Source organism: Mangrovimonas yunxiaonensis, from assembly GCF_000733475.1.
GTDB classification, from domain to species: domain Bacteria; phylum Bacteroidota; class Bacteroidia; order Flavobacteriales; family Flavobacteriaceae; genus Mangrovimonas; species Mangrovimonas yunxiaonensis.
Genome location: NZ_JPFK01000003.1, coordinates 88519 through 108147, shown reverse-complemented (window position 1 = coordinate 108147; position 19629 = coordinate 88519). Strand labels below are relative to the sequence as shown.

At 38.1% G+C, this 19629-nt stretch carries 14 protein-coding genes and 1 riboswitch; of the genes, 10 read left to right on the top strand and 4 right to left on the bottom strand.

Annotation, left to right across the window (positions count from 1 at the left end):
* Positions 1 to 13: 13 nt before the first annotated feature.
* Positions 14 to 760 carry an electron transfer flavoprotein subunit beta/FixA family protein gene (locus IA57_RS02650; RefSeq protein WP_036118949.1) on the bottom strand — a complete coding sequence of 249 codons (747 nt, stop codon included), beginning with the start codon at positions 758 to 760 and terminating at the stop codon, positions 14 to 16.
* A gap of 291 nt (positions 761 to 1051) precedes the next feature.
* On the opposite strand from IA57_RS02650, the gene IA57_RS02645 reads away from it, so the two are divergent.
* The 4 genes from IA57_RS02645 (at position 1052) to IA57_RS02630 (ending at position 7796) form a co-directional block, all read left to right on the top strand.
* Positions 1052 to 2029: a pyruvate dehydrogenase complex E1 component subunit beta gene (locus IA57_RS02645; RefSeq protein WP_036118947.1), complete on the top strand. Its 978-nt coding sequence runs from the start codon at positions 1052 to 1054 to the stop codon at positions 2027 to 2029.
* A 66-nt stretch (positions 2030 to 2095) separates the two neighbouring features.
* Entirely contained in the window at positions 2096 to 4618 is a 2523-nt protein-coding gene (locus tag IA57_RS02640) for a DUF5686 and carboxypeptidase-like regulatory domain-containing protein (RefSeq protein WP_036119447.1), read from the top strand.
* A 97-nt stretch (positions 4619 to 4715) separates the two neighbouring features.
* Entirely contained in the window at positions 4716 to 5243 is a 528-nt protein-coding gene (locus IA57_RS02635; RefSeq protein WP_036118945.1) for an inorganic diphosphatase, read from the top strand.
* Positions 5244 to 5357: 114 nt separating this feature from the next.
* Entirely contained in the window at positions 5358 to 7796 is a 2439-nt protein-coding gene (locus tag IA57_RS02630) for a sodium-translocating pyrophosphatase (RefSeq protein WP_036118943.1), read from the top strand.
* Between the two features lie 68 nt (positions 7797 to 7864).
* On the opposite strand, the gene IA57_RS02625 is transcribed toward IA57_RS02630, so the two are convergent.
* The 3 genes from IA57_RS02625 to metK form a co-directional block, all read right to left on the bottom strand.
* The gene (locus IA57_RS02625) at positions 7865 to 8479 is read right to left on the bottom strand and encodes a deoxynucleoside kinase (RefSeq protein ID WP_036118941.1); all 615 of its coding nucleotides are present in this window, start codon (positions 8477 to 8479) and stop codon (positions 7865 to 7867) included.
* Between the two features lie 3 nt (positions 8480 to 8482).
* Positions 8483 to 9259, bottom strand: coding sequence for a hypothetical protein (locus IA57_RS02620; RefSeq protein ID WP_036118939.1), 777 nt, complete (start codon positions 9257 to 9259; stop codon positions 8483 to 8485).
* 107 nt (positions 9260 to 9366) lie between these two features.
* Positions 9367 to 10623 (bottom strand): methionine adenosyltransferase, encoded by a 1257-nt coding sequence (gene metK / locus IA57_RS02615; protein ID WP_036118938.1) that lies wholly within the window; start codon positions 10621 to 10623, stop codon positions 9367 to 9369.
* Positions 10624 to 11448: 825 nt separating this feature from the next.
* Here metK and proC point away from each other — a divergent pair.
* From proC to IA57_RS02585, 6 genes are all read left to right on the top strand, one after another.
* Positions 11449 to 12246 (top strand): pyrroline-5-carboxylate reductase, encoded by a 798-nt coding sequence (proC, locus tag IA57_RS02610; protein WP_036118936.1) that lies wholly within the window; start codon positions 11449 to 11451, stop codon positions 12244 to 12246.
* 121 nt (positions 12247 to 12367) lie between these two features.
* A riboswitch (SAM riboswitch) is annotated at positions 12368 to 12480 on the top strand.
* Between the two features lie 198 nt (positions 12481 to 12678).
* Positions 12679 to 13986 (top strand): O-acetylhomoserine aminocarboxypropyltransferase/cysteine synthase family protein, encoded by a 1308-nt coding sequence (locus IA57_RS02605; protein ID WP_036118934.1) that lies wholly within the window; start codon positions 12679 to 12681, stop codon positions 13984 to 13986.
* A gap of 11 nt (positions 13987 to 13997) precedes the next feature.
* The gene (locus IA57_RS02600) at positions 13998 to 14447 is read left to right on the top strand and encodes an OsmC family protein (protein ID WP_036118932.1); all 450 of its coding nucleotides are present in this window, start codon (positions 13998 to 14000) and stop codon (positions 14445 to 14447) included.
* Between the two features lie 3 nt (positions 14448 to 14450).
* A complete protein-coding gene (thrA, locus tag IA57_RS02595; protein ID WP_036118930.1) occupies positions 14451 to 17843 on the top strand; it encodes a bifunctional aspartate kinase/homoserine dehydrogenase I in 3393 nt (1130 codons plus the stop codon).
* Between the two features lie 101 nt (positions 17844 to 17944).
* On the top strand, positions 17945 to 19108 hold the full coding sequence (locus tag IA57_RS02590) for a trans-sulfuration enzyme family protein (protein ID WP_036118929.1): 1164 nt from the start codon (positions 17945 to 17947) through the stop codon (positions 19106 to 19108).
* A gap of 26 nt (positions 19109 to 19134) precedes the next feature.
* Entirely contained in the window at positions 19135 to 19542 is a 408-nt protein-coding gene (locus IA57_RS02585) for an RrF2 family transcriptional regulator (RefSeq protein ID WP_036118924.1), read from the top strand.
* The last annotated feature ends 87 nt before the right edge of the window (positions 19543 to 19629 follow it).

Sequence of the window (19629 nt, the reverse complement as noted above, 5' to 3'; positions counted from 1 at the left end):
TTAGGATTTGAATTTATATTACTTTGGCTTCGTTGTGAAGTAAATTCACCAATTCGGCTACATTGTCTGCATCTACCAATTTCACTTCACCTTTAGGTGCAGGTTTTTCGAACGATACAGATGTTGTTTCGGCTGATGCGTTAGCAGGTTCAACAATGTTTAATGGCTTTTTTCTGGCCATCATAATACCACGCATGTTAGGAATGCGAAGGTCGCTTTCTTCAACCAAGCCTTTTTGGCTTCCTATAACTAACGGTAGGCTTGTAGCAACAGACTCTTTACCGCCGTCAATTTCACGAACAGCCTTGGCCGAAGTGCCTTCAACCTCTAGGCTAATGCAGTTATTTACAAAATTAGCGTCTAATAAAGCTGCTAGCATGCCTGGTACCATGCCGCCGTTGTAATCTATAGATTCGCGACCGGCAATCACCAAATCGTAGCCGCCATCTTGTACTACTTTTGCCAATTCCTTGGCAACTTGCATACCGTCTTTAGCTTCGGTGTTCACTCTAATGGCAGTATCTGCTCCAATAGCCAAAGCTTTTCTTAAGGTTGGTTCGGTTTCTGGACCACCAACATTTATCACATCTACACTAGCACCTTGTTTTTCTTTAAACCACATGGCTCGTGTAAGGCCAAATTCATCATTAGGGTTAATAACAAACTGCACGCCGTTGGTATCAAATTTCGTGTCACCATCGGTAAAATTAATCTTGGAAGTCGTATCAGGCACGTGGCTAATACATACTAATATTTTCATATCGATTTTATGATTTTTGAATGTTACTTTTTTTGAGACCACGAAGTTAGGTATTTTAATTGAAATATTTATTATGCGCGCATAATAAATTGTGGGTTTTTAGCCAAAAAAAATGCATTTGAATGTTGAAATAGAGCCTTGCCCAAATTTTGGTAGGGGTTTTAGGGATAAAAAACCCGTATTTTAAACTGGATTAGGCGTTGTCTTTAAGGAAGAAACAAATGTTTTTTTAAAACGGTATTTTTTGTGAATTATTCCTATTTTTGCTTTCCTATTTAAAGATGTATATAAATGAAAACAATTCAATTTAGAGAAGCTGTTGCCGAAGCCATGAGCGAGGAAATGCGTCGTGATGAAAGTATTTACCTTATGGGCGAAGAAGTGGCTGAATATAATGGTGCTTACAAGGCATCGAAAGGTATGTTGGATGAGTTTGGTCCAAAACGTGTTATCGATACACCAATCGCAGAACTTGGTTTTGCCGGAATAGGTGTTGGCTCTGCCATGAACGGTAACCGTCCTATTATAGAATTCATGACCTTTAACTTCTCTTTAGTTGGAATTGATCAAATTATAAATAACGCCGCAAAAATCCGTCAAATGTCTGGTGGGCAATTTAATTGTCCTATAGTGTTTCGCGGGCCAACAGCTTCGGCTGGGCAATTGGCAGCAACGCACTCCCAAGCTTTTGAAAGTTGGTACGCCAACTGCCCTGGGCTAAAAGTGGTAGTGCCATCAAATCCTTACGATGCAAAAGGGTTATTAAAATCGGCCATTCGCGATGACGATCCGGTAATTTTTATGGAAAGTGAGCAAATGTATGGCGATAAGGGCGAGGTGCCAGAAGGCGAATATTTAATTCCGTTAGGCGTTGCCGATATTAAGCGTAAAGGTGACGATGTGACGATTGTGTCTTTTGGGAAAATCATTAAGGAAGCTTATAAAGCAGCCGATGAGTTAGAGAAAGAAGGCGTTTCATGCGAAATTATCGACCTGCGTACCGTAAGGCCAATGGATCACGATGCGATTTTAAATTCCGTTAAGAAAACCAACCGTTTGGTCATTTTAGAAGAAGCTTGGCCTTTTGGGAACATTGCCACAGAAATTACCTACCAAGTACAATCACAAGCATTCGATTACTTAGATGCACCAATAGAAAAAATAAACACCGCAGATACCCCAGCCCCTTATTCTCCAGTTCTCTTAGAGGAATGGTTGCCAAACAGCAACGATGTTGTTAAGGCGGTTAAGAAGGTGTTGTATAAATAATTTGTAATTTTTACATATTAAAAAGCTTCATCGGCATGACTGTTGATGAGGCTTTTTTTGCTTAAAATGAAACGTAATCTACTTATAACATATTTACTACTGTGCTCATGTGTCGCCTTGGCACAAACCAAGGTTGGCGGGTATGTATACGACGAGCTTAACGAGCCGGTGGCCTATGCTAATGTGTTTTTTAAAGACTCATCGGAAGGCACCATTACCGACGAGAATGGTAGGTTTTACTTAGAATCCGATAACATTTGGGAGGTTCTTAAGGTAACGTTCGTAGGGTACGAGGATATAGAATTTCCTTTAAAAAAGCGAGTGAATTACGATTTAAAATTCACCTTAAAAGAAGCCGCCGATGCTTTAAAAGAAGTCGTTATTGTTGCGGGCAAGCAATCTAAAGACGAAGAAAAGAACCCCGCCATTGCCATTCTGAAAAAAATATGGGAACGCAAACGAAAAAACGGGTTAAATCAATTTAACCAATACCGTTACGATAAGTACGAGAAGGTAGAATTCGATTTGAATAATGTAGATAGTGCCTTAATGAAAAGCCGCGTATTTAAAGGTATGGAATTTATTTTTAACGAAGTCGATACCTCTAGAGTTACCGGAAAAACCTACTTGCCTATTTTTATAAACGAATCGGTTAGCGAGGTGCATGGCGACAACAAGCTAAATAAAAAGAAAGAAAAACTTAAAGGAAACAAGAATTCGGGTTTTGAGAACAACCAATTTGTAGTCGATTTTATAGAAGATCTTTATACCGACTACAACATATACGATAATTATTTAAAGTTTTTCGATAAGAGCTTTGTAAGCCCTATTTCTAGAACAGGCATTAACACCTACAATTATGTGTTGTCCGATAGTACCTATATCGATAACAAGTGGTGCTATAACATTGTGTATTATCCAAGACGTAAAAACGAGCTGACCTTTAAAGGCGACTTTTGGGTTGCCGACACCACTTATGCCATTAAGGAAATTAACATGCACGCCTCTAAAAGTGCCAACATTAACTGGGTAAAGGACATTTATATCGAACAAGAATTTGAAGTCCTTAACGACAGCATTTTTCTTATTAAGCGCGACTATTTTATGTCCGATTTCTCCTTTCAGAAAAAAGAAGCCGCCAGAGGGGTTTATGGCAAGCGTACAACCCTTTATAACAATTACGAATTTAATCAGGAGAAAGCAGAAAGTTTTTATAACGAAGACGTCTTTAACCCTAACGATGCGGCTTATAGCAGAGACGAGTCCTTTTGGGATAAAAACCGTATGGAAGCGCTAAGCAAGGATGAAAAAGGGGTTTACGCCATGTTAGATACCCTAAAAACCGTAAAAAAGTTTAAGCAACTGTATAATTTAGGCACCGTTTTAGTCTCTGGTTATGTCGAGTTCGATGCGCTTAATCTCGATTACGGGCCAGTATTCTCAACCGTAGGCTATAACGATGTAGAGGGCATTCGTTTAAGAGCCGGCGGCCGAACCTATTTTGGGCCTAACGATATGTGGCGTGTAGAAGGTTTTACAGCCTATGGTTTTAAGGACCAAAAAGTAAAATACGGTTTAACAGGAAAATGGTTAATTAATAAAGAAAATAGGTTAATTGTTTCGGCAGGTTACCGAAAAGATGTAGAGCAAATAGGAGCAAGCCTTACCACCTCGACCGATATTTTGGGAAGAAGCCTAATATCATCCTCTATTATAGGTACAGGGGTTAACGACAAGCTTACTACAATCTCGGTAACAGGGGCTGCACTAGAAATAGAACCCGCAAAAAACCTAATCTTTAGGGTGGCAGGAGGCTACAAAACCTTAGAGTCTGCCTCGCCAACATTTAGCTTGGACTATTTTGATGAGGACGGCAACATACGTTCGCATATAAAACAATTCGAAACAGCCTTTTCGGTATCCTTTTTTCCAAATCGAAGAATGTCGGGCTATGGCGTAGAAAGGCTGGTTTCCAACGATTATTATACCAGTTTGTTTGCCCAAGTTTCCCGGGCAGATAAGGGCGTATTTGGTAGCGATTTCGATTATACCAAAGTTCAATTTTCCTTTATGCAACCCTGGCAGGTAGGCGGGTTTGGGGTGTTGTACTCTACCATAGAAGCGGGAAAAATATTTGGCGAGGTACCGCTGGGACTTTTAAGTGTGGTGCCCGGCAACCAGTCGTACTTTTCCGTTTACAACACGTTTTCACAAATGAACTATTACGAGTTTATAACAGATACCTACACCACGTTGCACCTGCAACATAATTTTAACGGGAGACTGTTTTCAAGAATTCCGTTGCTAAGAAAATTAAACCTGCGCGAAATTGTAAGTGTACGAGGTGTTTGGGGCGACTTGTCTGAAGCGAACATCGCCATGAGCCAACCCTCCTTGTCCATATTGGAATTTAATGCGTTAACCGCAAACGCTATTGCGCCAAAAGATAAGATCTATTGGGAGTATGCCTTCGGAATAGGAAACATTTTTAAGGTATTTCGTTTAGACTTTAATTTTAGGGGTAATTATCTAGACCGCCCCGATGCCAGAAAATTTGGCATTACAGGAAGTTTTGGGTTTAATTTTTAAGCCTTTTCAAAATAACGTTTTTTTAATAAAAACACAACAGCCAAAACGTTGCCTAAATAGACAGCTTACCGTATATTTGCAGCCTTAAAAATTTATTATGAACGACGTAGAGAACAAGACTTTTGATGTTTTAATAGAAATTCCTAAGGGAAGTAGAAATAAATACGAATACGATTTTGAATTGAAGAAAATTAGATTCGATAGAATGTTGTTTTCATCAATGATGTACCCTGGCGATTACGGGTTTATACCAGAAACCCTAGCTTTAGATGGCGACCCTCTAGATGTTTTGGTTATGGGACACCAACCAACATTCCCAATGTGTGTGATGGAAGTTAAGCCAATTGGTGTATTCCATATGGCAGATGAAAAAGGGCCAGACGAAAAATTAATTTGTGTGCCTATTTCAGACCCGATCTGGAACCGTTACGAAAACATTAACGACCTTAACCCACACCGTATTAAAGAAATTGAGCACTTTTTTCAGGTTTATAAAGATCTAGAAAAAAAGAAAGTAGATGTAGGCGGCTGGGGCGATGCCGAAGAAGCGTACAGCATTTATTACAAATGTGTAGAACGTTACAACAACAGCGAGCATAGCAAAAAAGGAAGCTTTGCAATCTAAGCTTTAAAATATTGCGATATTATCAAAAAACCTCTTAATAAATTTAAGAGGTTTTTTATTTTCATTGTTTTTCCTACATTTACTTCCGTTTAACTAATAATCAACTTATAATTTATGGAATCAAACATGATTTTTGTGCCTATGGCATTAGCGATTTTGGGCCTACTGTTTATGTTCGTCAAAATGGCTTGGGTAAAAAAGCAAGCACCAGGAGATGAAAGGATGCAAAGTATATCCAAATCTATAAAAGAGGGCGCCTTGGCGTTTCTTGTTGCCGAGTACCGACTCCTTTTGGTTTTTGTAGGCATAGCAGCCATAGCACTTGGCGTGATTTCTATGCTGGTAGATACTACACATTGGATTATTATAATCGCATTTGTTATAGGGGCGTTTTTCTCTGCCCTAGCAGGAAATGTAGGCATGCGAATCGCCACAGAAGCAAATGCTAGAACCGCAGAAGCTGCAAAAACAAGCTTGCCAAATGCACTAAAAGTGTCGTTTGGTGGTGGAACAGTAATGGGCTTAGGCGTTGCTGGCCTAGCCGTATTAGGACTAAGTTTGCTGTTTTTCATTTTTGTGAAAATGTTTATTACTGGCAATGCCTCTTTTTATACTGAAATGACCATTGCCCTAGAAGCCTTGGCTGGCTTTTCGCTAGGGGCAGAGTCTATAGCATTGTTTGCTCGCGTGGGTGGCGGTATTTATACCAAGGCTGCCGATGTTGGTGCCGATCTGGTAGGAAAGGTAGAAGCGGGTATTCCAGAAGACGACCCACGTAATCCGGCTACCATTGCCGATAACGTAGGGGATAATGTAGGCGACGTTGCAGGAATGGGTGCCGATTTGTTCGGGTCTTATGTGGCCACCGTATTGGCTGCCATGGTGTTGGGGAATTATGTAATAAAAGACATGTCGGCCGCAGCGCCTTTTACCGATGCCTTTAATAATATGGGGCCTATTTTATTGCCCTTGGTAATCGCAGGTGTAGGGGTTTTGGCATCCATCATAGGCACATTTTTAGTTAAGATTTCCTCTAACGATGCCAAAGAAGCGCAAGTACAAAAAGCACTGGATACTGGAAACTGGGCTGCCATAGTTTTAACGGCTATTGCAAGTTGGTTTTTAATTCGTTGGATGCTACCCATGACCATGGAAATGAATTTCTTTGGCGTAGAAGAAGCCGTAGTAGTTCCTTCGCGACATGTTTTTTATGCCGCCATGATTGGTTTGGCCGTTGGGGCTTTAATATCGATGGTGACGGCTTATTACACCTCTTTGGGTAAAAAACCAGTTTTAGATATTGTACAAAACAGTTCTACAGGTGCCGCAACAAACATTATCGCTGGTTTAGCAGTAGGTATGAAATCTACTTTTTTATCGGTAATCTTATTTGCTGCAGCCATTTATGGTTCTTATACCTTGGCTGGATTTTATGGTGTTGCTTTGGCAGCATCTGCGATGATGGCTACTACAGCCATGCAGTTAGCTATTGATGCTTTTGGCCCTATAGCCGATAACGCTGGTGGCGTTGCCGAAATGAGTGAACTGGAGCCACATGTACGTGAGCGTACAGACATTCTAGACTCGGTAGGAAATACCACAGCAGCTGTTGGTAAAGGATTTGCTATTGCCTCGGCGGCATTAACAGCTTTAGCTTTATTTGCGGCTTACGTTACCTTTACAGGTATTGATGGGATTAATATTTTTAAAGCAGATGTGTTGGCCATGTTATTTGTTGGCGGTATGATTCCTGTCATTTTTTCTGCATTAGCCATGCAGTCGGTAGGAAAAGCAGCCATGGAAATGGTGAAAGAAGTACGTCGCCAGTTTAAAGAAATCCCGGGTATAATGGAAGGGACAGGCACCCCAGAATATGCCAAATGTGTCGATATTTCTACGCAGGCAGCTTTAAGGGAAATGATTGTTCCCGGACTAATTACCATCATTACACCAGTAATTATCGGGTTGGTATTTGGTGCCGAACCGTTAGGCGGCTACATGGCTGGAGTGTGTGTAAGTGGCGTAATGTGGGCCATTTTTCAAAACAACGCAGGAGGCGCTTGGGACAATGCCAAAAAATCGTTTGAAGCAGGTGTAGAGATTGATGGTAAAATGGAATATAAAGGATCGGATGCCCATAAAGCAGCCGTGACAGGCGATACCGTTGGCGACCCGTTTAAGGATACCTCTGGACCATCCATGAACATTCTTATTAAATTAACCTGTTTGGTAGGGTTGGTCATTGCGCCTATTTTAGGCAATCACGGTGCTGAGACGGATACTGGAGTGGCAACTGAAACCACTCGTGTTGAAGCAAGCAGCGAGGTTATTAAAAAAGTTTCTGTAGATATGGAAGTTGATGAACAAGAAGGTGTTGCCAAGGCAGAAGTGGTTACCTATGTATACCAAAATGAAAATGGTATTCCAGAAGTAAATGAAAAAGTAATCGCAGGTTCGTTAGCCGAAGTTGAAGCTAGGTTAAACGCACTAAAAGCAGATGCTGTAACATTTCAATTAAAAAAGAATGGCGCTTTTGTAAATGAAGAAGGCTAAGATGCTCAAACATAAAAAAACGGCCACGCTTTTAAAAGTGTGGCCGTTTTTTTATGGTAATAATGGTATTAAAATAATCCGTGAATTTCGGCGTCAATTTTATTTATAATGCTCCCCAAATCCTCTGGATTGCTAACAAAATCCAAATCATCAACATCAACAATAAGCAGTTTGCCTTTGTCGTAACCGTGAATCCAAGCTTCATAGCGTTCATTTAAACGACTCAGATAATCAATGCTTATAGAGTTTTCATAATCTCTGCCGCGTTTGTGGATTTGCTTTACAAGGTTTGGGATAGAACTTCTTAAGTAAATTAATAAATCGGGGCCTTGTACTAAAGATTCCATCAAATCAAATAGGGAACGGTAATTTTCAAAATCTCTATTGGTCATTAACCCCATAGCATGCAGGTTAGGAGCGAAAATATGGGCATCTTCGTAAATGGTTCTATCTTGGATAATGTCTTTTCCGCTTTTGCGTATTTGCAGTACTTGCCTAAATCTGGAATTTAAAAAGTACACTTGTAGGTTAAAACTCCAGCGTTCCATTTGGTTGTAAAAATCATCGAGATAAGGGTTGTCTACAACATCTTCTAATTGAGGTTCCCATTTGTAATGCTTGGCTAAAAGGTTGGTTAGGGTGGTTTTTCCTGCGCCAATATTTCCTGCTACGGCAAAGTGCATAGATTAAAGTTTTAGGTGGAATTTGCTTAAGGTTTTATCGGTGTAAAGATACAAGCTTTCGCCCGTTACAAAAAACTGTTTTATTAACAAATCGGGGGTTTCTATAAGGGCAAATGTGTTGTCGTTTTCTAAATAGGTGAGTAGGGTATTGCCTTTTAATACAAACAAGCGCCCGTTAAATTGTTTAATGGCTTTGTAGCCCTTGTTTTCAATTTTATAGACCAAACTGCCAAAATAATTATATTTATAAAGATGGGTTTCTGTTAACAGCCAGCAATAGTTGTAATCGCTAATTAAATCAAGCGGGGTGTCGTTTATGGGCAGTGTTTTGGCCTTGGTTTCTTGGTGTTTAAAGTCAAACCGCTCAACGGCTTGTGTGTTTAGGTTAAAGAGCCACAGGTGGTTGTCGTTTCCTGGGCTTGCCAATAAAATATTTTTATAGGGTTGTATGGTATTAAAATCGATTTTGAAAATTTCTGAAAGCCTGTTGTCTAGGAGTATTACAGTATTAAAGTCTTTGTAGAACAAGACAGTTTTTAAGGGGTTAAAGACATTAATGGTTGTGAGGTTTCCCAGTTGGAAATTGTGATAGCTTAAGGTTGCGGTTTCGGTAGTTTTGTAAAGGGTGTTGTTGGTAACGTGATAACGGGTTTCAAAATTATCGATTGCCAACAGCTCTGCCGATTGTATCGGGGTATGGATTATAAGTTTGGTTTCTATAACCTTTTGGCCATACAAGAGCGATGGGATAAAAACCAAGAGAAAAAGACAGTGTTTCACCGGAAATACTTTTGATAATCGTTATGGGCAAATTACAAAAAAAGCCTCATACAAGAGGCGTCTTTTTCAAGGTAAAAAAAGACCTCCTTTTAGGGAGGTCTTAAGTGTTATAGATGAAAGCTCTTTTTTATGTCGCTTACTCGGTCTAATTTTTCCCAAGTAAAAAGTTCCACATCTATAGTTACACTGTCTCCGTTGGGTTGTGTAAAGGTTTTTTTAACAACCTCATTTTCTCTTCCCATGTGGCCATATGCTGCGGTTTCGCTGTACATGGGTTGACGTAAATTTAGGTTGCTTTCAATGGCTGCCGGTCTTAGGTCGAAAATTTCAGAAACCTTTAAAGCAATTTCCCCGTCAGTTAGCTTAACATGGCTGGTGCCGTAGGTGTCTACAAAAATTCCCATAGGCTCTACAACGCCAATGGCATAGCTTACCTGAACCAATACTTCGTCGCAAACCCCTGCTGCAACAAGGTTTTTGGCTATATGTCTTGTTGCGTAGGCCGCGCTTCTGTCTACTTTACTGGGGTCTTTTCCAGAAAAAGCACCGCCGCCATGGGCGCCTTTTCCGCCGTAGGTATCTACAATAATTTTTCGTCCTGTTAAACCGGTATCGCCATGTGGACCCCCGATAACAAATTTCCCCGTAGGGTTAATGTGGTACTTTATCTGCTCGTTAAATAAGGCCTGAATGTGTTCTGGCAGTTTGGCAATAACGCGGGGCATTAAAATGGTTTTAATGTCGTTGCGTATTTTTTCCAGCATGACCACATCGTCTTTGTCAAAATTGTCGTGTTGTGTCGAGACAACAATGGCTTCTATGCGTTGTGGGATGTTGTCGTCGCTATATTCAATGGTTACTTGTGCCTTAGAGTCGGGGCGCAAATAGGTGATGTCTTTATGTTCTTTTCGCAATACGGCCAGTTCCTTTAAAATGGTATGCGACAGGTCTAAAGCCAATGGCATGTAGTTTTCGGTTTCTTTGGTTGCATAGCCAAACATCATGCCTTGGTCTCCGGCACCTTGTTCTTCTTTGGTGGCGCGGTCTACCCCTCGGTTAATGTCTTCAGATTGCTCATGAATAGCCGATAGCACCCCACAGGAATTGCCATCGAACATATACTCGCCTTTGGTATACCCTATGTTGTTAATCACGTCTCTGGCTATTTGTTGAACATCTAAATAGGTGTTCGATTTTACCTCGCCAGCAAGGACAACCTGTCCCGTGGTAACTAAGGTTTCGCAGGCAACCTTAGCGTCTTTGTCAAATGCTAAAAAGTTATCAATTAAAGCATCGCTTATTTGGTCTGCAATTTTATCTGGGTGTCCTTCCGAGACACTTTCCGATGTGAATAAGTATGGCATTGTTATACGTTTTAAATGTTAACTGGACTGCAAGAGCATGCTAAAAGCGTAGAAAGGTTACTGCTTTAGCATTTTTTTAATGAGGTTGCAATCAGTTCAAATCTTTCCTCAAAAAATATTTAGGGCAAAAATACAAATAAAAATTATTCTTTTAAAAGTTAGGGCCTTTCTTTTCCTGTAAAAGCAAATAAGGCTTTTTTTGTGGTTAAGAATTTTTTTATAAAAGCTTTGTAAACGTGGGTTTTTATGCAAATTACAACAAGTTTGAGCGCATGTTTTAAAAGTAGAAGAATTTAAGCCTATAAGACTCTTCTTTTAATTTCTTGGCAGCATTTTTCTTGTAAGCAACCCCTAATTTTTTTGGTTTAGATTATATTTTGTAAATATATAGTTGATAACACATGTTGCATTTTTAAAAAAGTATATATTTGCCTCATGTTTTTACCACAAAAAAATATACGTCCGTTACAGCCCAGTTTGCAGATTAGCAAGCGTCGCTGCTTTTGCTAGTCTCTTATTTGCAATTGTATAACGTATATTCTTTTAATCTTGAAACATCTTTTCCAAATAATATTTTTAAAGCATTTAACAGTTGACTTCAATCGACCGTTAATTCTCATTGGTGATAATCGTCGTCCGTAAGGGTACGATTCTGCTATGGAGTTTAGGTGAGTCCGACTCTTCTCTTCCGAAGAAAAAAAACTAAACACAACGTCTACACAATGGAGGCAACGTAAAAAAATATAAAAACAAGAACCTGATGTTTGATTTTTAAGAAGGCACAGGACGACAACTAAAAACAACTTATTTTTTAAAATAAAAGATATGAAAATAGCAATTATAGGGACAGGAAATTTAGGGAAATCGATTGCCAAAGGATTGATACAAAACAATTCGTTCACTCAACTTTTCTTAACCAAGAGAAATATTGATGAATTACATGAATTTAAAGATTTACCAAACATTTTTATACGTTCAAACAACGAGGAAGCAATCGTGCAATCTAAGGTGTTAATCTTTGCCGTGCAACCTGCACATTTTGAAAAAGTTTTAAAAGAAACGGCGCCACTATTATCTAATAACCATATAGTGATTTCTACTGTTACCGGGTTTTCTATAGAAAAAATGGAAAGTCTTATTGGTGCTAATGCCACTATTATGAGAGCGATGCCTAATACGGCTATTGCTGTTGGAAAATCGATGACCTGTATTTGTAGTAATATTCATGGAAAAGCACACCAGCAAACGGCTATGGCCATTTTCAATCAATTAGGTACTTCAATGGTAATTCCAGAAAGTCAAATGCAAGCAGCTACCGTGATTTGTGCCAGCGGTATTGCTTTTTGGATGCGTTTGATACGTGCTACCACTCAGGCAGCCATTCAGCTAGGTTTTGATGCCAAAGAAGCACAAGAATTAGCGATGCACACCAGCGAAGGTGCTGCCAGCTTATTAATCGCAACGGGAAATCATCCTGAAGAAGAAATAGACAAAGTAACTACTCCTAAAGGTTGTACTATTGAAGGCTTGAATGAAATGGAGCACAAAGGGTTAAGCGCCGCTTTAATACAAGGAATGATTGCTTCGTTCAATAAAATTAACACCATAAAAAAAGAAAACTAATAAGTTTATTTGTTTAAGTTTATTTGTTTTTTAGTTTTGAAATAAAATTTAAAATAAATTTGGAAAATCCATTTTTATAATTGAATATTTGCGCTCGTAAAAGTTCAAACACTTATTGACGATGTTATCAAGAAAGGTGGAGGGATTAGACCCTATGAAGCCTTAGCAACCCTTTGTGCAAACAAAGAAGGTGCTAAATTCTACCAGAGTGCAAAACTCAAGGATAGATAACCCAAAGAAGTTTCTTTAATAACTACAAGAAACTCCTTATAATTTCTTAATAACATTTTTCTAGTAAGCAACATCTAACAAAGATGTGTTTTGGCTTTTGGTTTAATCTCAAAACGATTCACAATACGCAGTATTGGGTTTCCTTTGAAAATGTCATTCTCGCGGAAGCGGGAATCAAGTATTAACTCAAAAACAAGAAAAATGAGTACACAAAAATTCGCAACAAACGCGTTGCATGCAGGTCACGATGTAACACAAACAAGTGGAACAAGAGCAGTTCCAATTTACCAAACTACGTCGTATGTTTTTAACGATGCAGAACATGCAGCAAATTTATTTTCGTTAAAGGAACTCGGGTTTATTTATACCCGATTAAACAACCCAACCAATCAAATTTTACAAGATCGTTTAGCTGCTTTAGAAGGTGGTATTGGGACTGTAGTTTTTGCTTCAGGTACGGCAGCAATTTCAACAGGATTATTAACCTTGTTAAAAGCAGGAGATCATATCGTAGCTTCGAGTAGTTTGTACGGTGGAACCTACAATTTATTAAATGTTACTCTCCCAAGATTAGGAATTACCACAACCTTTGTAGATGCTTCAAACCCTGATAATTTTTCAGCAGCAGTACAAGAGAATACCAGAGCTTTCTTTGTAGAATCTTTAGGGAATCCGAAGTTGGATGTATTGGATTTAAAAGCGATTTCTGCTCACGCTAAAAAAGCAGAAGTACCTTTTATTGTAGATAATACCGTAGCAACTCCAGCTTTGTTAAATCCGATTGAACACGGAGCTAATATTGTAATTCACTCGTTAACAAAATATATTGGCGGACAAGGAAATTCGTTAGGTGGAGCAATCATTGATGCAGGAACTTTTAACTGGGCAAATGGAAAGTTTCCTGAGTTTACAGAGCCTTCAGCAGGATATCACGGATTGGTATATCACGAAGCTTTAGGAGCAGCATCGTACACGTTTAAATTAATTTTAGAAGGTTTACGTGATTTTGGAGGAGCATTAAGTCCGACAAACGCATTCAACATCATTCAAGGATTGGAAACCTTAGACGTGAGAATTAAAAAGCATAGTGAAAGTGCTTTGGAATTAGCTAAGTGGTTACAAGAGCAAGAAGAAGTTGCTTGGGTAAACTATCCAGGATTGGAAGGAAATCAATACAAAACTTTAGCAGATGAATACTTACCAAAAGGTCAAAGTGGATTGGTAACTTTTGGTGTAAAAGGAGGTTACGAAGCCGCTAAAACGATTGCTGATAACACAAAATTGTTCTCATTACTAGCCAATATCGGCGATACTAAATCCTTAATTATCCATCCAGCGAGTACTACACACCAACAATTAAGTGACGAAGCACAAGAAAGTACAGGTGTTACGAAAGGCTTAATCCGTTTATCGGTTGGTTTGGAAAGTATTGAAGATTTAAAAACCGATTTAAAAGCAACCTTCAAAATAGTTAAAGAAACTGTTTTGGAAATTGAATCTAACTTATAAAAAAGATACTAATGAGCGATTTAATATTTAAAGTACATGGAGAAAGTGCATCTCCAGCAAAATTCATTGCAAAAACAAGGAATTTCAAATTAATTATAGACGAACCTGAAGATTTAGGCGGAACTGATGAACATGCAAATCCTGTAGAATATCTGTTAGCTGGATTGGCTGGCTGTGTAAATGTAGTTGGGCATTTGGTTGCCAAAGAATTAGGGTTTACAATTAATTCCTTAAAAATTGAAGTAGAAGGAAATATAAATCCTGATAAACTATTTGGAACTTCAAATAAGGAAAGAGCAGGATTTAAGGAAATTAGTTTAAAACTAATTCCAGAAACAGAAGCATCTATTGAAACGCTTGTAACTTGGTTGAAAATAGTTCAAGAGCGCTGTCCGGTTAAGGATAATTTATTGAACGCCACCCCAGTAAGTCTTGAGGTTGAAAAACAATATGCTATTTAATAAATGTCAAAATTAAAACACATCCAAATTCCAAATTTCAAATTAGAAATTGGTAAGACAATTACGTTAAAATTGTCTTACCAATTATTTGGAAAACCTTTGGGTACGGCGCCAATTGTACTTGTTAACCATGCACTTACAGGAAATAGCAATGTTGCAGGAGCCGAAGGTTGGTGGCAAGATTTAATAGGAGACAACAAGGTTATAGACACTAATGAATATACCATTTTGTGCTTTAACATACCAGGAAATGGGTATGACGATTTTTTAATTGATGACTATAAAAGTTTTGAAGCACGCGATATTGCCAACATCTTTTTACAAGGATTACAACAGTTGCAAATAGACAGGTTATTTGCATTAATTGGAGGTTCTTTAGGAGGAGGAATTGCATGGGAAATGGCTGTGTTGAATCCGAAAATTACTGAGCATTTAATTCCGGTAGCAACTGATTGGAAATCGACCGATTGGTTGATAGCGAATTGTCAAATTCAAGAACAATTTTTAACCAATTCTAGTAATCCGGTGCACGACGCGCGCATGCACGCCATGTTGTGTTACAGAACACCAGAGTCGTTTAAAAAACGTTTTCAGCGTTCAAAAAATGAAGAATCAGCGCTTTTTAATGTAGAAAGCTGGCTGCTACATCACGGAAAAAAATTACAAGAACGCTATCAGTTAGCATCCTATAAATTGATGAATCAGTTATTAAAAACCATCGATGTAATAAAAGGAAGAGAAGAGCTAGATGTATTAGAGAGAATCGAGGCAGACATCCATATTGTAGGCGTAGATTCCGATTTGTTTTTTACAGCGGAAGAAAACAGAGAAACACACAAACAACTGGCATCTGCTCATGCGAATGTAACCTATAATGAAATTAATTCAGATCATGGGCATGATGCTTTCTTAATAGAATACAAGCAATTAGAAAAAATTATTGAACCGATATTCAATCAAAAATCAACAAATAAGAGAATGAAAATTTTAAAGTTTGGCGGAAAATCTTTGTCGAATGAAGGAATACAAAATGTAGTATCTATCATAGAACAGAAAATTAATGAAGGAGAAAACATAGCAGTAGTAGTATCTGCAAGAGGAAATGCTACGGATGAGTTGGAAGAACTGTTAGAAAGAGCTGCTAAAAATGAAGCTTTTAAAGAACAATTAGAAGCGTTTCGATTTGAGCAAACTAAGTTAACGCCGTTGGTAGATTTTTCTACGGAATTTAATCGCTTGGAGAAGTTGTTTGAAGGAGTAAGCTTGTTAGGTGATTATAGTCAAAAAATAAAGGACGAAGTACTAGCACAAGGTGAGTTATTGTCTATAAAAACGGTAACCGACTTGTTGCAACAAAAAGGAATTAACGCGCATGCAACGGATTCAAGAGCGTTGTTAAAAACAGATGAGATAGTTGGCAAAGGGCAGTCGATTGTAGAGGCATCTAAAGAAAATGTGCTAAATCACTTTAAGCAGCACAACGGAACAACGGTTAATGTAGTCGCAGGATTTATAGCATCAAACCTAAAAAACGAAACAACTACGTTGGGTAGAAACGGAAGTAACTATACCGCCTCGTTGTTAGCGAACTATTTAGATGCTGAAGAGTTGCAAAACTATACGCATGTAGATGGGATTTTTACTGCAAATCCTGATTTGGTAGCTGATGCTAAAAAGATAGAAGAGTTATCATTTTCTGAGGCAAATGAGTTAGCCAACTTCGGAGCAACTATTTTGCATGCAAAAACCATCATTCCGTTGTTAGAGAAGAATATCAATCTTCGAATATTAAACACCTTCAATCCTAATGATAATGGAACGTTGATTACAGCGAAATCAACTTCAAAAGGAATCAAATCCTTATCAGTATTAGACGAGGTTGCTTTAATAAACTTCGAAGGAAGAGGATTACTAGGAAAAGTAGGAGTGGATGCACGTATTTTTAAAGCATTGAGCAATCACGGAATTAGTGTGAGCATTATTTCGCAAGGTTCTTCAGAAAGAGGAATTGGTTTAGTGGTCGACAAATCGAATGCAACTGCTGCTGTAAAAGCCTTAGAGCAAGAGTTTGAAAACGATATACAAACGAAAGATGTAAACCAGATTTCGATTCAAGATGAAGTATCGGTAATTTCAATAATTGGTCAAGATTTAAGTGAGTTTCATCATCCATACAACGCTTTAATTAAGAACCAAATAGTACCGTTATTGTTTAACAATACCATTACAGGTAAAAATGTGAGTTTGGTAGTGAAGAAAGAGCAATTACACAAGGCGTTGAATGTGATTCACGGTCAGGTATTTGGGGTTGCTAAAAAGATAAATATTGCTGTTTTTGGTAAGGGGTTAGTTGGAGGAACTTTGATTGAACAAATTCTAGAGAACTCAAAATCAATTTTAGAAAGACGTAAAATTCACCTGAACATTTTTGCCATTGCCAACTCTAAAAAAGTGTTGTTGACTAAAAACGGAGCTGATACAAACTGGTCAAACGAGCTTGATAAAGCAGTAGAAGATAAGTACATAGTTGACAGTGTAATTGACTATGCGAAAGAGCATCATTTAGAAAATTTAATCGCAATAGATAATACGGCGAGTTTAGATTTTATTGAGAATTACATTCCGTTAGTCAATGCCGGATTCGATTTAGTTTCTTCTAACAAAATAGCCAATACCGTTTCGTACGATTTTTATAAGGAGTTACGTAAAACCTTAGATGAAAATAAGAAGAGTTACCTATATGAAACCAATGTTGGTGCAGGGTTGCCATTGATTGATACGATTAAATTATTGCACGATTCAGGAGAGAATATAACCAGAATTCGAGGCGTATTCTCAGGATCTTTAAGTTATTTGTTTAATAAGTTTTCTGCGGAAGACGTACCGTTTTCAAGGGTGTTACAAGAAGCCATTGATAAAGGATTTACAGAACCAGATCCTCGTGAAGATTTATGTGGAAATGATGTTGCCAGAAAACTATTGATTTTAGCTCGTGAATTAGATTTAGAAAATGAATTTGAAGATATTCAGATAGAAAACCTGATTCCAGAGGAGTTTAGAGAGATATCTTCTGACGAATTTTTATCAAGTTTAGAGAAGTTAGATACTACATTCCAACAACAAAAAGAATCACAAGAAGAGAAGCATGTACTGAGATACATTGGTGATTTACACGGAGACTTACAACAATCAAAAGGAGAATTAGATGTAAAATTAGTATCGGTACCAGAGAGTTCGCCTTTAGGAAGTTTAAAAGGGTCTGATGCAATTTTTGAAATTTATACGGAGTCTTACGGAGAACAGCCTATTGTCATTCAAGGAGCAGGAGCAGGATCAAAAGTTACTGCAAGAGGCGTATTTGGAGATATTTTACGATTAGCAAAGAATAATAACTAGATAGACTAGAGAATAAAGAAGTGAGAATAGAGAGAAAAAAAATAAGAGCGTCTCACTTCTTTGTTCTAACAGCGAAGCGGTCTAACATCTAAAAAAACAACATGAGTCAACATTTCGAAACCCAAGCCATACGAACGCAAACAGAGCGCACTCAATTTTCAGAACATTCAACACCCTTATACTTAACCTCAAGTTTTGTGTTTGATGATGCTGAAGATATGAGAGCATCGTTTGCCGAAGAAAAGGAGAAGAATTTATACAGTAGATTTTCAAATCCGAATACCACAGAATTCGTTAATAAAATGGTAGCAATGGAAGGAGCAGAAGCAGGATATGCTTTTGCAACGGGTATGGCAGCAGTGTTTTCAACCTTTGGAGCTTTGTTGAATACGGGAGATCATATTGTATCGTGTCGCTCTGTTTTCGGGTCAACCCATACCTTGTTTACAAAGTATTTGCCTAAATGGAATATCGAAACGAGTTATTTTAAAATTAATGAAGTAGCTAAGATTGAAAGTTTGATTCAACCGAATACCAAAATATTATATGCAGAAACACCAACCAATCCAGCAGTTGATATTTTAGATTTGGAGTTGTTAGGAAACATTGCAAAGAAGCACAATTTGTTATTGGTGATAGACAATTGTTTTGCAACGCCGTACTTACAAAACCCAATCAAATTTGGAGCAGATTTGGTAATTCATTCAGCAACAAAGTTGATAGATGGTCAAGGACGCGTTTTAGGAGGAGTAACGGTAGGAAAAGAGGAACTGATAAGAGAAATTTATTTGTTTTCAAGAAACACTGGACCAGCCATGTCACCATTCAATGCTTGGGTGTTGTCTAAGAGTTTAGAAACCTTAGCAATCCGAGTAGAAAAACATTGTGAAAACGCCTTCAAAGTAGCGCAGTTTTTAGAAGAACATCCAAAGGTGAACTTGGTAAAGTATCCATTTTTAACATCGCATCCGCAGTATGAAATTGCAAAAAAACAAATGCGATTGGGAGGAAACATTGTAGCTTTTGAAGTAAAAGGAGGTATTGAAGCTGGACGCAATTTTTTGAATAGCATAAAACTATGCTCATTAACAGCAAATTTAGGAGACACACGAACAATTGTAACACATCCAGCATCTACAACACATAGTAAGTTAAGTGAAGCAGACCGATTAGAAGTTGGAATTACAGACGGCTTGGTACGATGTTCGGTAGGTTTAGAAAATGTAGAAGACGTTATTAACGATTTAAAACAGGCGTTAGGATGAATTAAGATTTTGGTTATATTTGGTGCATGCTTTCAAAGAAAACCAAATACGGCCTTAAAGCCCTCACTTATTTAGCGAGACAGGAAGGTGATAAACCAGTTCAGATTAGTGAAATATCTGAGCATGAGAATATCTCTAGAAAATTTTTGGAAAGTATTTTGCTTACCCTTCGTAAAAATGGATTTTTAGGATCAAAAAAAGGCAAAACTGGTGGGTATTATCTTTTAAAAGATCCTAAGGATATAAAAATGGTGGCTGTCATGCGTATTCTGGAAGGCCCCATTGCTATGGTGCCTTGTGTAAGCTTAAATTTTTATGAAAAGTGCGACGACTGCCCAGATGAGAATACATGCTCTGTAAATAAGTTAATGCTAGAAGTACGGGATAGCACGCTAAATATCTTCAATAATAAATCACTTGCCGATTTAATTTAGATTTTCCTACCCAATAAATAGGATTTAAAGAATGTTTTTTTACCTTTGCCCTCAATTCCTATTATTCCTATGGGAGTATTAAAACAA